The organism is Oceaniferula spumae (assembly GCF_042849255.1).
Taxonomy (GTDB): domain Bacteria; phylum Verrucomicrobiota; class Verrucomicrobiia; order Verrucomicrobiales; family Akkermansiaceae; genus Oceaniferula; species Oceaniferula spumae.
Map to the genome: position 1 here is coordinate 2,109,567 of NZ_AP026866.1, position 13,512 is coordinate 2,123,078.

Annotated in this window: 11 protein-coding genes, 1 tRNA gene and 1 pseudogene; all 13 read right to left on the bottom strand. The window is 52.2% G+C overall.

From position 1 onward, the window contains the following. Positions 1-49 precede the first annotated feature (49 nt). The 13 genes and pseudogenes from ACSPJT_RS08720 to ACSPJT_RS08780 all read right to left on the bottom strand — a co-directional run bounded on the left by ACSPJT_RS08720 (position 50) and on the right by ACSPJT_RS08780 (position 13,441). Positions 50-1,564: a sulfatase family protein gene (locus ACSPJT_RS08720; protein ID WP_435895992.1), complete on the bottom strand. Its 1,515-nt coding sequence runs from the start codon at positions 1,562-1,564 to the stop codon at positions 50-52. 11 nt (positions 1,565-1,575) lie between these two features. Next, positions 1,576-3,099 carry a sialate O-acetylesterase gene (locus ACSPJT_RS08725; protein ID WP_435895993.1) on the bottom strand — a complete coding sequence of 508 codons (1,524 nt, stop codon included), beginning with the start codon at positions 3,097-3,099 and terminating at the stop codon, positions 1,576-1,578. 4 nt (positions 3,100-3,103) lie between these two features. After that, positions 3,104-4,936: a glycoside hydrolase family 36 protein gene (locus ACSPJT_RS08730; protein ID WP_435895994.1), complete on the bottom strand. Its 1,833-nt coding sequence runs from the start codon at positions 4,934-4,936 to the stop codon at positions 3,104-3,106. Positions 4,937-5,124: 188 nt separating this feature from the next. Further along, positions 5,125-5,210 (bottom strand) — tRNA-Tyr (locus tag ACSPJT_RS08735). A 174-nt stretch (positions 5,211-5,384) separates the two neighbouring features. Continuing rightward, positions 5,385-6,695, bottom strand: a complete 1,311-nt coding sequence (locus ACSPJT_RS08740; protein WP_435895995.1) for a DUF1501 domain-containing protein — start codon at positions 6,693-6,695, stop codon at positions 5,385-5,387. 29 nt (positions 6,696-6,724) lie between these two features. Further along, the gene (locus tag ACSPJT_RS08745; RefSeq protein WP_435896192.1) at positions 6,725-7,993 is read right to left on the bottom strand and encodes a DUF1553 domain-containing protein; all 1,269 of its coding nucleotides are present in this window, start codon (positions 7,991-7,993) and stop codon (positions 6,725-6,727) included. A 24-nt stretch (positions 7,994-8,017) separates the two neighbouring features. After that, positions 8,018-8,662: pseudogene (locus ACSPJT_RS08750) on the bottom strand (DUF1549 domain-containing protein); the annotation flags it as partial. Positions 8,663-8,743: 81 nt separating this feature from the next. Further along, positions 8,744-10,135 (bottom strand): threonine synthase, encoded by a 1,392-nt coding sequence (thrC, locus tag ACSPJT_RS08755; protein ID WP_435895996.1) that lies wholly within the window; start codon positions 10,133-10,135, stop codon positions 8,744-8,746. Between the two features lie 57 nt (positions 10,136-10,192). Next, on the bottom strand, positions 10,193-10,666 hold the full coding sequence (ssb, locus tag ACSPJT_RS08760; RefSeq protein WP_435895997.1) for a single-stranded DNA-binding protein: 474 nt from the start codon (positions 10,664-10,666) through the stop codon (positions 10,193-10,195). Between the two features lie 88 nt (positions 10,667-10,754). After that, on the bottom strand, positions 10,755-11,042 hold the full coding sequence (locus ACSPJT_RS08765; protein ID WP_435895998.1) for a 30S ribosomal protein S6: 288 nt from the start codon (positions 11,040-11,042) through the stop codon (positions 10,755-10,757). 58 nt (positions 11,043-11,100) lie between these two features. After that, the gene (gene pth, locus ACSPJT_RS08770) at positions 11,101-11,670 is read right to left on the bottom strand and encodes an aminoacyl-tRNA hydrolase (RefSeq protein ID WP_435895999.1); all 570 of its coding nucleotides are present in this window, start codon (positions 11,668-11,670) and stop codon (positions 11,101-11,103) included. Between the two features lie 75 nt (positions 11,671-11,745). Next, entirely contained in the window at positions 11,746-12,393 is a 648-nt protein-coding gene (locus ACSPJT_RS08775; RefSeq protein ID WP_435896000.1) for a 50S ribosomal protein L25, read from the bottom strand. Positions 12,394-12,505: 112 nt separating this feature from the next. After that, positions 12,506-13,441, bottom strand: a complete 936-nt coding sequence (locus ACSPJT_RS08780) for a ribose-phosphate diphosphokinase (protein ID WP_435896001.1) — start codon at positions 13,439-13,441, stop codon at positions 12,506-12,508. Positions 13,442-13,512: the final 71 nt, after the last annotated feature.

Sequence of the window (13,512 nt, forward strand, 5' to 3'; positions counted from 1 at the left end):
CAAAAAAGGTCATTAATTAACCCCTTTTTACAAGATTATACCAGTGGAATTATGGCTGCCTCCAATCTGGTGCCTCCTTCTGGATACCACCCCACAGCGCCTCCATTTTTGATCGAATCCGCTCAAAATCCTCAGGGCGCTGTTTGCTGAGTTCATTAGCCTGCGAGCGATCAATGCTGAGATCATAGAGGGCGAAACGATTGAGTTTGGTCGACCTAACCCACTCGGAATTTCCCTGTTTAGCGTTTTTGGGTTCGAACCATCCGATCATGACGTTGTTACCATCACGCATCGCCATGCTTGGCAAATAGCGGTAGTCATAGCCCACGGGGAACATCCAACAGGCCGGAATAACGCGCTCTACAGGCTTCCCCTGAAGCGCTGCGGCGGCATCCACACCATCGATTGTCCGATCGGTAGGCACTTCCGTATCAGTGGCTTTACAGACCGTCGGGAGCCAGTCCGTGCCGTTGATTAATTCCGTGGAAATCGATCCCGGTTTCACTTTTCCAGGCCAACGAACAATGCCCGGCACTCGGTGACCACCTTCAAAGACATAGCGCTTCATTCCTCGCCATGGCCCGGGTGAACCAAAACAACGGTCGCGGCTTTTGTCCTCCCATTGGTATCCGGATTCTTGCACGGTGACTGGAGTTTCCGGTCCGTTGTCGCTGGTAAAAACAACCATGCTGTTCTCGCGGTGCCCCTGGTCATCGACCGCCTTCATCAGTCGGCCAAAGGCATCGTCAAGCTGAGTGACAGTGCCGTAGTAATATTTCTTATTTTCGAGAATCGAGTGCTTCAATGGCCGATGGACTTCACCGTAAGGTATCTCGGTCTCCAGATCATTGACTCGCTGTGTATCGTATAGCTTGGAATATTTTTCCGGAGGGTGCACCGGTGTGTGAGGCTCGTGTGAAGACACTACCAGAAAAAAGGGCTTTTTGGGATCAGGACGGTTGGCCATCCATTCGGTGGCCTCTTTCACAATGGCATCACAATACCACTGGCCCACCGGCCCTACCTTGGTGCCGTTACGATAGAATTTCTTCGCATTGGCCGGACCATCAAACGCATTGACCTCAGTGGCAAACCAGTGATCAAACCCGTGTGCGCCAGGATCTGGCTGGCCGGTGAATTTACCGAGATGCCATTTGCCCACGAAACAGGTATCATACCCCTTCGCCTTGAGAAGTGTCGCTAATGTGATTTCCTTCTTACTCAAATGACTCTTTTCAGGCCCTGCGATGGTGTAAAATCCAACCCGATACGGTGTGCGCCCAGTTAGTAGTGAAGCCCGTGAGGGCGAACAAACAGTGCCTCCGGAATGACAGTCTGTTAGCCGAACGCCTTCCTCGGCCAAAGCATCAATGTTAGGTGTCTTGATGATAGGATGGCCATAGCACCCCAGATCCCCGTAGCCTAAATCATCAGCGAGAAAAATGATGATGTTAGGAGGTGCCGCGACAACGACCGCAGGCACCATGCAGAGCGACAGCACCGTTTTGATCGACCAACGCCCGAACCTTTTCAAAATGCTTCCTGATGATTGATTCAATGTCATAGTGGTTGATTCTACTTCTTACTGTTGCGAATGATAGGCCAATTGTCCGTGCGGAAAGATGACGCTGGCAGACCGGCTTGATTGTAAAAATTCGTCAGATCAGCATTTCCCCAGCCGAAACGGACCGCTACTGGCTTGGCCACGGAATCACTACTGACAATGACTGATTCGCCATCGATGACAGCTTTCGCTGGAACAAATTTTTTATCTTCACCAGCAATCGTGAAGTGTTTCAACTCACCGCCTTTGGCTACCAGACCACCGCCAACATGGTCGAATTCCAGTCGAATCTTATCGCCTTCGATTTTGGAAGATTTGTAAATCGGGCCCGAATCCACCAGATCCTTTTTCCCATAATCACGCGCCAGGGCTAACAATGCCAGTCGCTCTCCCACTGGCTTTTTCTCTTTCGGGTGAATGTTTGTAGCCTCGCCGATATCCATCGTGACCACCATACCCGTGTTCGGCTCAGACAAAGCCTTCATCTGGGCCTCACGCAGGAATGCTACCGGAATGGGTTCTACCTTATATTCGAATGGTGCTATCTGAACGTAGTAAAATGGGAAATCACCTATGCCCCAGTGCTGCCTCCAGTCACGAACCATTGCGGGGAATAATTTGGCGTATTCGACAGGGCGTTTCACATTTGATTCACCTTGATACCAGATGACTCCACGGAAGGTAAATGGCATCAGAGGTTTCACCATGCTGTTGAACAACACACATGGTGAAGATTGATTCAGGCCTTTTGGTTTCTTGCCACTGCGAGCGTGCAATACACCGATTTCCTTCATCCATTTAGCATAACTCTTGGTCTGTGCCTGATATGAAGGCAGTTCTTTTTGAAGCACCTCCGGACTAATCCAGCCTTCGATAGCCGAACCTCCCCAGTTTGTGGAAACCAGGCCGATGGGCACATTGAGCTCTTGGTGCAGTCGGGATCCAAAGAAGTAGGCCACAGCACTGAAATTCAGCACCGTGTTAGGGTTACATTCTTTCCAGCGGGCAGATACATCATCCTGGCCTTTTAACGCAATAATCTGAGGAACATCACAAAGACGAATCTGAGGATACTTCGCTTTCTGCACATCCTCTTTGAAGTGATCGACACCGAAGCCTCGCATCTTCCATTGCATGTTAGACTGACCACTACAAATCCAGACCTCTCCAGAAAGCACGTTTTTCAGGTGAACCTTAGCGCCACCACTTTTCACAACGATCGCCAATCCCGCCCCTGCTTTCGGCGTGCGGATTTTGGTCAGCCACTTGCCCTTACCATCAGCCATAGCCTCGATAGCGGACTTACTCCAAGACGGCTGAATGATCACTTTCGCATTCGGTTTAGCCATGCCCCAGATCGCAGCGTCTGTTTCCCGCTGCAGGACCATATTGTCACCAAAAATGCCGGCCAGCTTTAGTGTAGGAGTCTTTTTAGGTCCTTGCTTTGCCTTGGTAAGCGTCTCCACTGCATGGCTAGGCAAACAGAGTGCCATCAAAGTGATACACACGACTTTTCTGATATGGATAGTTCTCATAAATTTAATTCGAAGGGATATGCTGTATCTTGAGAAGCCCTGACGCTGGAACTTTCCATACCGTGACTCCAGCTTTAAGATTCACGGTTTTCTCGGAAACCGTCCGACCAAGCACGTCCAAAGTCTGCACCTTCGCCCGACCATAATCTTTCTCAAAGCGCAGAACCACGTCAGCATCAGGCTTGGCATTCACCACGTCAATGTTACGTGGAGCGTCAGAACCTGGCGAGACAATCATCTCGTGATAAAGCACCGCGATCATTTTCTTGTCATCACGACCAATGATCAACGGATAGTTCTGCGCTGGCCCAGATGGCTGAAACACTCCATCTAACAAAACACTTCGGTTCTGAGTCCAGTAATTCATCCAGTAGCTTAACATCGCGCGATGTTCATCTGTAAGCTGCGCTAATTTCACCGAGATCTGCGGCACGCTGAAAAGGATGTTCTGAATCTGCAAGGCGGCGCTCTCCACTGGCTCGTCTGGATGCCACATGATCATATCGCTGTGGACGGCGGTGTCATCTGCGACGAGTCTCAAATCGACGATATGCATGCGATTGATCGGTCCGGAGTTAGGGCAATCCACAGCCCTTAGCATGTTCCCATACTTGCGCATGAGCGGACCATTATAGGGCTGGCGAAACTCAATGAGAATATCCGGCTTGATCTTTTTCAAACGCTGGATGAGTTCGGTCATCATCTGATCGACCGCAATATCAACTGATGCAATATCCCTGCCGTCTGCGGCAGTGAGGTCTTTCGCAGGTCGGGCCGAGAACATCGATATGAAATCCAGTTTGAGACCGTCCAAAGCCCAATCGCGGACTGCCGTCTCATAGGTCCCTATTAAGAACTCACGCACGTCGGGATACCGCGGATCAAGGACATGCGCACCGAAGCCAGGAACATGCCTGAGAGTCTTCCCTTTGAAACGTTTGAGAGCTTCAGATTTCTCACCCACCATCGGTACGGAATACCAGAGCATGAACTTTTGATCGAGTGCATGCACCCGATCTACAAACCCCTTCATGTCAGGAATTCGATCGGGTTTCCAATCGCCGGTGAAAGCGTAACCACGGTTCCCATCCAGAGTCTGCCAACCGTCATCCACGATGATTCCTCCTAGCCCAACTTTTCCACCGATCTTGCACTCTTCTACGAGCTCATTCGGATCAAGTTGCTGGTGGTAGCTATACCAAGTCGAATAAAGTGGCACACGTGCAGCTGCGGGCGACGGTGTAGGCTTATATTCATCTTTTGCCGCCCACCACCGAGTGGTTTCTAACAATGTCTGATGGAATGGAATCTGACGAGTATCAAACCGAATCGTAATCTGATAACTTTTCACCGCCGGCTGTTTTTCTTGGAACAGCGCAATCGACATATAGAGCTTCGAGTCCTCCTCTCTAACGTATCCCGTCAGAGTGGCTGGCCGCAATGCATCCGATAAAGCGACGGACATGCGGTTCCGGTCAGCGGAGTCGAAATAGCAATACAAAGGCATAGCCTGAGCACCTCTCGACACCACCTTCATGCCCATGTGATTGTTTTTTGGACTTTGTGGATTGGGGGTCCAAACTCCCACCAAATCCACCGCTGGAACATCCCACTTCACAGTGATCGCGGGTGGTATTTCCGCTTCTGGCGACTCAAGTGTCAATGTTGCCAGCAACAAATTTGGCTCCGGATTTTCGTAGTTCCACGAGGCTTTGAAACTTCCTAAGTCGCCCTCCAGCTGAAGCCCGTCACGGGGAATGACCACAACCGGTGCAGCTTGAAGTGTAAATGACGACAGCATAAGCGCCGATGCCATCCAATATGTTAAACGGATCATCGCGTATAAATTATCCAGTCCGGATGGGTTTGTGAATTCATATGTAAGAAGAGCCAAAACGATACTTCTCCAACTTATCTCAACAAGGGATACGAAACAGTCATACAGGTCATTCTTTGACCCTGATGAACTGAAGCTACCGACAAAGAAAAAGACCCGGAGCGTTAACTCCGAGTCTTTTAGTAAAATGGTGGGCAGAGAAGGATTCGAACCTTCGTACACTTACGTGAGCAGATTTACAGTCTGCCGCCTTTAACCACTCGGCCATCTACCCATATTAATTGGATTATTTCATCTCCCGCTGGTTAGTTCGGAAGACACCCTTCGCAGGGCGGGGAGTTCTTACGTCTCTCCGCCGAGGCTGACAAGGGAAAAATAACGCTTTTTGGCATGAACCAATCATCACAAGGAGTTTTCCCGCTGATTTATTGGCTTCGCTGTATTTGGATCAGGCCGTTAATTCCTTAACTGGCCTTCCTTTGTGGGCGACCTGGAAGGGACGGCCTGATGGCGAATGGAGCACGGCGCTGACGTCCATGCCCAGACGGGTGGCGATGGTGGCATTGAAGTCCTCCACACCGACTTTGTCTTTTTTCACACGATCCCCTTTGGAATCTGAGCTGCCGTAGACCATACCGCCTTTAAACCCTCCGCCTGCAAGCAAACTGGAGTAAACGGCTGGGTGGTGGTCCCGACCATTGCTGTGTTCAGCCACAATGTTCGGCGAACGGCCAAATTCCGTGGTGAGCGCTACGATGGTGCTGTCCAGAAGACCTTTGGCTTCGAGTTCGACGAGGAGATTCGCGTAAGCTCGGTCGAGGACCTGACAACGGGCTTCCACGGAAGTGAAGTTATCGTAATGGGTGTCCCAGCCCCCGAGATTGACTTCCACAAAGCGGACTCCGTGCTCGACGAGCCGGCGCGCCAGCAGACAGCCTTGACCGAAGGAATTATTGCCATAGGCATCTCGAGAGGACTTCGGCTCCTTGGCGATGTCGAACGCCTTGAGATCATCACTGCGCATAAGCCTGACGGCTTCCTTGTAGAGTTCATCGTAGGCTTGAGCCTCGGTGTTCTTATGCTGGGCGTGGAAGTCTTTGTTCATTGCATCAGCCAGCTTGAGTCGACGGTCGAAGTCTTCTTCACTGACTGATCCTGCTCGGACACTATCTTTAAGGCCCTCATCGGGTCGACCTAGGGGAACGCCGGCAAATTTGACGCCGAAGAAACCAGCCGAGGCATTGGCAGCACCGCCACCGACGGTGACAAAGCCGGGGATTTCCGGATTTTTACGGCCCTTGAGCTTCATGGTCCATGCTCCGAGCGTGGGGTGCACAATCGTGCCGCGTGGGGCGTAACTGCGGTGAAGAGCATACTGGCCACGGTCGTGGGCGCCGTTGATGGACGACATCGAGCGGATTAGGCAGATCTTGTCCATAACGGCGGCAGTCTTAGGTAAATACTGACTGATCTGGATACCATCGACGTTGGTATTGATTGCCTCGACAGGGCCTTGGACCTCCTTTTTGCTGGGTTTCACATCGAAGGTATCGATGTGGCTCATGCCGCCGGACATGTTCAGGAAAATCACTGAGTCGGCCGGCTTTTTCTCCCCCTTCTTGGAGGATTGAGCATAAGCATTGCTGGCGAGAGTGCCACCCAGCATGGGAGCCAGCCCTACACCGAGGTAAGTGCGTGCTGCTTTCATCATGAACGCACGGCGAGAAAGCTCGTCTTGTTTATTGAAATCGTTTTTCATTGGTCAAAAGTTGTTTGTGTTAGATCCCCTTACGGGACGAAGATAAATTCGCGGGTGTTAATCAGGGCGGAGATGATGTTGCGGTAGCCAGCTTCACCGCGAGCGGCGACTTCGTCCTCCATGAGCTTCATTTCTTGTTTGCTGGGAGGGCGTGAGAGCGTGCCTAAGAAAATCGCACGGATGCGGTCGCGGACACTGCCCTTGGACAATTTGTAAATATGGGCGTCGTCATTCGCCACTACGAGCTTCTCTACTTGTCCATTAAGCATCGAGAGCACTTGGGTGGCATTCGCCTCTTTAGTGGCAGAGTCTAACAAGACACGATCCGACTGTCCGAAAATCTGAAGCACGTGCCCCTTCGGCGCGGGTGATTCCAACTCTGAAGCGCGGGCAATCCCCTTGAGTGCTCCCCTGCCGCCTCTGGCGCGCATCATCATGCTCTTGTCTTTTTTACCACCGCTGCGGCTGCTCTTTTCAAATCGATCAAGCAGATCCGTTGCGTATTTACGGAGAGCCTTTGGCGAATCGATAGCGAAGACCTCTTTCTGCAGTTCAGCCATAGTCATCTCACCGACGAGCACTGGTCTGCCACGGTAGTAGATGGCATCCGAAGTGCCGCGAGTAGGCAGCTTATCAGGGTTGCCTGCGATCATGGTGACTAAGGAGTCCCAGTATTGCTCGGCACTCATACGTTCGATTTTGCGTCCGTCAAAGATCGGCTTTTCACCAGGAGCCAGTTCTTTTTCTGAAGAGGCAAAAGCATAGACGCGAGTGAGCATCAACACGTGCTGGAAGGCTTTGAGATCGTAGCCGAGCTCATGCATTAATCTAACCAGATAGCGTGTAAGCTCTGGCGAGGTGGTTTCCTCCGGTGTGACGTATTCATCAACAGGTTCAAATAAGCCGGTGCCGATGATACGTTTCCACATGCGATTGGTGATGATGGTGGCGAAGCGTTCGTTGCGGGGGTCGGTGACCCAAGTGGCGAATGTCTCAAGGCCATCGTCATCGTCCTTCCGTTTGGACATGCGTATGGCTTTGCCGAAAGGAGTATGGGCGCTGACCCACTCGTTAGGGTCTCCATCGTTGTATTGGTAATCCCCCGGCAGTTTGATGCGACCGGTGCCGGCCCCAGTTAGACTCGCGTAGTAAACCTCGTCTCCCAAGAAGCGCACCATGTTTCCTAACGGAGTGCGTTCCTCTTTTGCTTCGCGCATTTCTCTCCAGACGGTGTTCCAAACGTTGCGTCTGATTTCAGACTGACCATTGGTAAATGCAGCGAGACGGTAAAAATCCATGCGTTCCCAGTCCGCAAAGGGATGGTCGTGGCACTGGGCGCACTCCATGCGAGTGCCGAGGAAGAGCCGCATGGTGTTAGACATGTTATCGAGCTCCATACCCTTGTCTCGGATGTAGTAGCCCACTGCACCGTTCTGCCACATGGCACCCTGAGCAGAGAGAAGCTCACGAGTCATTTCATCAAAGGGCTTGTTCTCAGCGACCGATTTACGAACCCAGGCCATGTATGGCGCGGCTGTGCGTCCGTTTTCAAAATTGTCTCGCACGCGTAGCATGTCGATGAGCCAGTTGCCCATGTGGCTGTCGTAGCCTTTCGAGTTCATCAAATAGCGGGCTAATAAAACACGTTTATTAGGATCATCTGATTCGATGAACACCCGAGCCTCTTCTACGGTGGGAATACGACCTACGGTCAGCAAGAAACTCCGACGAAGAAATACCGGATCACTCGCATCGAGAGGCACGCTGACGCCTTTCTTTTTGTAGATTTTGGCCACATAGGTATCCACCAGCCGTGCAGCGGCAATCAGCTGCTCCTCGGTAGCGGGAGGTCGTTTCTTTTCGTCGCCCCTGCTTGGTGCTGCTTGTAGAACAGATGCCGGAACCGCCAGTAACAAACAGGCGGGCAGCAAGAGTTTTCGGTACGTGAATGTGTAGATATCCCCCATGACTAGGGGTTAAACTGCCATTTCAGGCGAAAGGTTGCAACCTGATTTACCCGAAACCGTTCAGGATGAGGTCATTCCTGCCTATGCTGGATTCGCGGAGAGCCACTGAAGCAACTCGTTTTCGTCCGCTTTCATAGGGATCGACACCTTTTCCGCATCGGCCAGGCAAGCCAGACGCTCAGGGATTTTCACTGCGTCAGCACCAAGTTCCTCATGCATAACTTCGGGGAACTTCGATGGATGCGCTGTTTCAAGAATGACAGTGATGTCATCGGGGTGCTGCAGGAGCCAGGCTTCGGCAGCCAAGTAAGCAACCGCGCCGTGGGGATCGATGACGTATCCGTATTTTTCATGCACTTCGCGAATAGCATCGCGAGTCTGGGCATCGTTGTATGCGTATCCGGTGATACTGGTGGACATGGCATTCCAGTCGTTGCCGAAAATTTCCACCATGCGGGCAAAGTTGCTCGGGGCTCCCACGTCCATCGCATTCGAGATCGTAGCAACAGATGGTCGCGGCTGATAGGTGGAGCTGGTGAGATACTGTGGCACGACATCGTTGACGTTAGTCGCGGCAACGATGTGACCCACTTTCAGCCCCATACGAGTCGCTAACAGCAAGGCTGTCAGGTTGCCAAAGTTTCCGCTAGGGATCACGAAGACGGGAGGTTTTTCAAACTGACGGGCTGCCTCGAAGTAATACAGCATCTGCGGAATGAGGCGGGAAATGTTGATCGAGTTGGCGGAAGTCAAATTGCAGGCTTTGGAAACCTTCACATCGAGGAAGGCTGACTTCACCATGCGCTGGCAATCATCAAAGCTGCCGTCAATTTCCATCGCGGTGATGTTCCCTCCGAGAGTGGTGAGTTGTTTTTCCTGAAGTCCACTGACTTTGCCGGATGGGTAAAGAATGATGACGCGAGTTCCGGGCACGTTATGGAAAGCGTGTGCGACAGCACCACCTGTGTCACCTGAGGTGGCTACTAACACGGTGAGGGGCTTGTCCGAGTCGCGATTCAACCATGCCATGACCCGGGCCATGAACCGTGCTCCGAAGTCTTTAAAGGCCAGTGTAGGGCCGTGGAAAAGTTCCAAAACATGGTGGGAATCATCGAGCTTCACCACAGGAGCAGGGAAATTCAAAGCTTCGCTGACGATCTCACGCAGATCCTCCTCGGGCATCACACCTTGCAGCAGAGTAGACACCACTCGGCAGGCCATTTCCTGAAAATCCAGCGTTTTCCAATCGGACCAAAATGCATCATCCAGCTCATGGATCACCTCCGGCATGTAGAGCCCGTTGTCGGAGGGAAGTGAACGGAGCACAGCCTCGCCGAAATCGACAAAGCTCTCTGGACTGTTAGTGCTGAACAAACGCATGGGCGTATGCTGGGCGACCGTCGAAATTTCCGCAAGTGCGATCAGTGTCAGAATCTGGACATAGGTGACTTTATCGAGGCATCCAAATAACAAAAAAGCGGCTCAGGAAATTCATCCTGAGCCGCTTGAAAAAGTTATATGGGAGAATGCTTAGAACGGAATGTCGTCGCTATCATCAAAGTTGCCACCTTGAGCAGGTGAGCCACCGGATTGCTGCTGAGGCTGGCCACCACCACCGTATGATTGGTTTCCGCCTCCGTTACCGCTATTTCCACCGCCTCCGCCGCCACCGGGAGCACCCATCAGCTGGATGTTGTCAGCGACGACTTTGAGTTTACTGCGTTTTTTACCGGTTTCCTTGTCGTCCCAGGTATCCATCTGCAGACGCCCCTCAACGAAGAGAGGTTTGCCTTTTCCTGAATACTGCTGTGCGACTTCGGCGGTGCGCCCCCAGAGGGTGATATCGACAAAAGTCGTTTCCTCGATGCGCTCGCCGTTCTCGCCACTGCGGACGCGGTTCACGGCCAGGCCGATATCTGCGACAGCCGTGCCCTTCGGGGTGTAACGGAGTTCGATGTCACGGGTGACATTACCCATGAGCATTACTTTGTTAAGATTAGCCATAACTCAGACTCTAGTGGAATCGATACAGCCGCGGCAACACGGAATTCGTGAAACGCGGTATTGCCCTTCAATGCGAAGGGCTGAGAAACTATCCGAGGCGCTGGTAGTGCTGAAGGTGCACGCTGCCATTAAGGCTGAGCTTACCCTGAATGGCTTCGATAGCCGATGGGTCGGCTTCAAAGATGTAGTTCACGTAGTGACCGCCTTCGAGGTGGCGTGCGTTATAGGCGAACTTGCGGCGGCCGAGCTGTTGGATCTCGTCCATTTTTGCTCCACCGGATTCCATTTCCTTGGCCACGGAGGACACAAGGTCGTTAATGCTATCTTCCTGGCCCTTGGAGTTGAGGACTATCAGGCCTTCGTATTTTCTGCTCATCGCTGTACTATTTGGTAGTTAAAGGTTGGTTTTAGGAGGTCTGCCTGACGGTTGATCATCAAGCGTTTTTCCTTGAGTTGAAGGCGTTGGCCGCAGCCTCTACTCCTTCGGAAAGCGCAAACTGAACAGCTTCTGCGGCAGTTGCAAGCGTGTTTTCCAAATCATTGCGTTCATCAGTGGAAAATTTCCCCAAAACGTGTCCGACCATGCCTCCCGGCTTTGCCGATCCTATGCCTATTTTCAATCTGGGAAATCGATCGCTGCCGAGGTGATTGATGATCGACTTGATACCGTTGTGTCCTCCTGCCGACCCGGCCATTCGAAATCGGAGCGAGCCGAACGGCAGTGCCACATCATCATAAACCACCAGCACCTGCTCGGGCTGCCACTTGTAAAAACGGAGCGCGGCACCGACCGACTGCCCGCTTTCGTTCATGAAGGTCTGCGGCTTGATAAGAATGGCTCCCCCGGTTTTCGCAACATGGGCTCGCCAGCGAAGATGGTTCGCCATCTCTGCCCCCTGCTTGGCAGCCATCTGATCCAACACCAAGAAGCCAATGTTGTGACGTGTGTCCTCATATTTCCGCCCTGGATTCCCAAGACCGACGACAAGTTTGATGGCAGACATGTGCAACAGTATAAAACACAACAGCCCGAAGCCAAGGCTCCGGGCTGATGTAGTTGATTTTCAAATCTCTCGGACTTATTCGTCGTCAGACTTTTCTGAAGTGACTTCTGGCTCGGTAGGAGCGTCTTCGCCCTCAGCAGCTTCTTCCTCTTCGGTCTTAGCTACGCGTCCTTTGGATACGATAGCCACAACAACGTCATCGTTGAGTGTAGCGGTCACGCCTTCAGGGAAGGTCATGTCGCCGATGTGCAGAATGTCGCCAATTTCCATGCCTGAAACGTCAGCTTCGAGGCTTTCGGGAAGATCGTTAGGGAGACAGCGGACTTCAAGGCTGTGAAGCATTTGCTCCAGAACGCCGCCAGCTTTGACACCGGCTGGCTCACCCTCAAGTTCGAGAGGCAGGTTAGCGGTGATTTCGGTCTTCTCGTCGACAGCAAGGAAATCCACGTGAAGGATTTCATTGGTGAGTGCATCGTGCTGTACGTCCTGAAGGAATGCAAGCTGAGTGGTGGAGTCGTCGAGATCAAGGTTGACGAGAATACTGTCAGATGCGGCATGGTTGAGCATGTCGCGCAGTGTTTTCGCGTGAATCTTGACGTTCTTGTTTTCGGTACCCCCGCCGTAAACGACAGAGGGAACAAAACCCTCGCGACGCATTTGCTTAAGCACGCCGGACCCAGTACGGGCACGTTCGTCTGCTTTCAAAGTTTGTGGTTTGGCCATTTTTTGATTTGGTTAAATGAAGTGGTTGAATGAGATGGAGCAGTCCCTAAAACACCGACGGCGGGTAGTGAGTGAGTAAGTCAGTGTCTTGCGGGGGCGGGTCTTTACCACTTCAGACGTCAATGTCAAAGAGAGAAGTGACAGATTTTCCATCGTGGATACGACTGATGGCATCGCCGAGCAACCCGGCGACTGAAACAGTGGTCACTTTTTCCCCATACGCCTGTGGTACGGAGTCGGTTGTGATGAGTTCTTTGATTGCCGATTCCGCGATACGCTGGCGTCCCATTTCACCGAGAACTCCGTGAGATACGCCGGCATAGATGCTCTTGGCACCGTTCGCTTCCAAGATCTTGGCAGCCGCGCAGAGCGTGCCTGCTGTTTCCGTCATGTCATCCACGAGAAGCACATTACGGCCTGCCACGTCACCGATGACATTCATGGCCTCTACCTTGGTAGCGCTGACGCGGTGTTTTGCCACGATAGCCAGCTCGGCACCTAGTTTATCCGCATAGGAGCGGGCCATTTTCACACCGCCGACGTCGGGAGAAACCACGGTCAGGTTACTCGCGTCATCGCCGTGCTGTTCGCGAAGGTGCTTGATGAACACAGGCTTCGCATAGAGATGGTCCACTGGAATATCGAAGAAACCTTGAATCTGTGCAGCGTGCAGATCCATGGTGAGGACTCGATCGACACCTGCTGCAGAAATAAGATTGGCCACAAGCTTCGCGGTGATCGGCACCCGCGGCTGATCTTTCCGGTCTTGTCTGGCATATCCGAAAAATGGCATGACAGCCGTGATCCGCCCCGCGCTTGCCCGCTTTGCGGCATCCACCATAATCAACATTTCCATGAGATTATGGTTGGTCGGAGGACATGTCGGCTGAATCAGATAAACATCCTCACCTCGAATATTTTCGTTAATTTGGACAAATGTCTCACCGTCTGGAAACGATGTCACACTGACGTCTGCTAGTTCTCGTCCAAGGTGAGCGGCGATCTTCTCCGCTAAGGTTCGGTGTGCCTTTCCGCTGAATAATTTCATAGTGTAGCTCGAGGTGCTGGGCTGATGAGGGCGATTGTGCTGTATGAATCAGCAATGACAATCTCAAAGGG

Excerpts from the sequence above, each read along its gene's own strand:
- ACSPJT_RS08720 (WP_435895992.1), bottom strand. The coding sequence starts at position 1,564 with ATGACATTGAATCAATCATCAGGAAGCATTTTGAAAAGGTTCGGGCGT.
- ACSPJT_RS08725 (WP_435895993.1), bottom strand. The coding sequence starts at position 3,099 with ATGAGAACTATCCATATCAGAAAAGTCGTGTGTATCACTTTGATGGCA.
- ACSPJT_RS08730 (WP_435895994.1), bottom strand. The coding sequence starts at position 4,936 with ATGATCCGTTTAACATATTGGATGGCATCGGCGCTTATGCTGTCGTCA.
- ACSPJT_RS08740 (WP_435895995.1), bottom strand. The coding sequence starts at position 6,695 with ATGAAAAACGATTTCAATAAACAAGACGAGCTTTCTCGCCGTGCGTTC.
- ACSPJT_RS08745 (WP_435896192.1), bottom strand. The coding sequence starts at position 7,993 with ATGGATTTTTACCGTCTCGCTGCATTTACCAATGGTCAGTCTGAAATC.
- ssb (WP_435895997.1), bottom strand. The coding sequence starts at position 10,666 with ATGGCTAATCTTAACAAAGTAATGCTCATGGGTAATGTCACCCGTGAC.
- ACSPJT_RS08765 (WP_435895998.1), bottom strand. The coding sequence starts at position 11,042 with ATGAGCAGAAAATACGAAGGCCTGATAGTCCTCAACTCCAAGGGCCAG.
- pth (WP_435895999.1), bottom strand. The coding sequence starts at position 11,670 with ATGTCTGCCATCAAACTTGTCGTCGGTCTTGGGAATCCAGGGCGGAAA.
- ACSPJT_RS08775 (WP_435896000.1), bottom strand. The coding sequence starts at position 12,393 with ATGGCCAAACCACAAACTTTGAAAGCAGACGAACGTGCCCGTACTGGG.
- ACSPJT_RS08780 (WP_435896001.1), bottom strand. The coding sequence starts at position 13,441 with ATGAAATTATTCAGCGGAAAGGCACACCGAACCTTAGCGGAGAAGATC.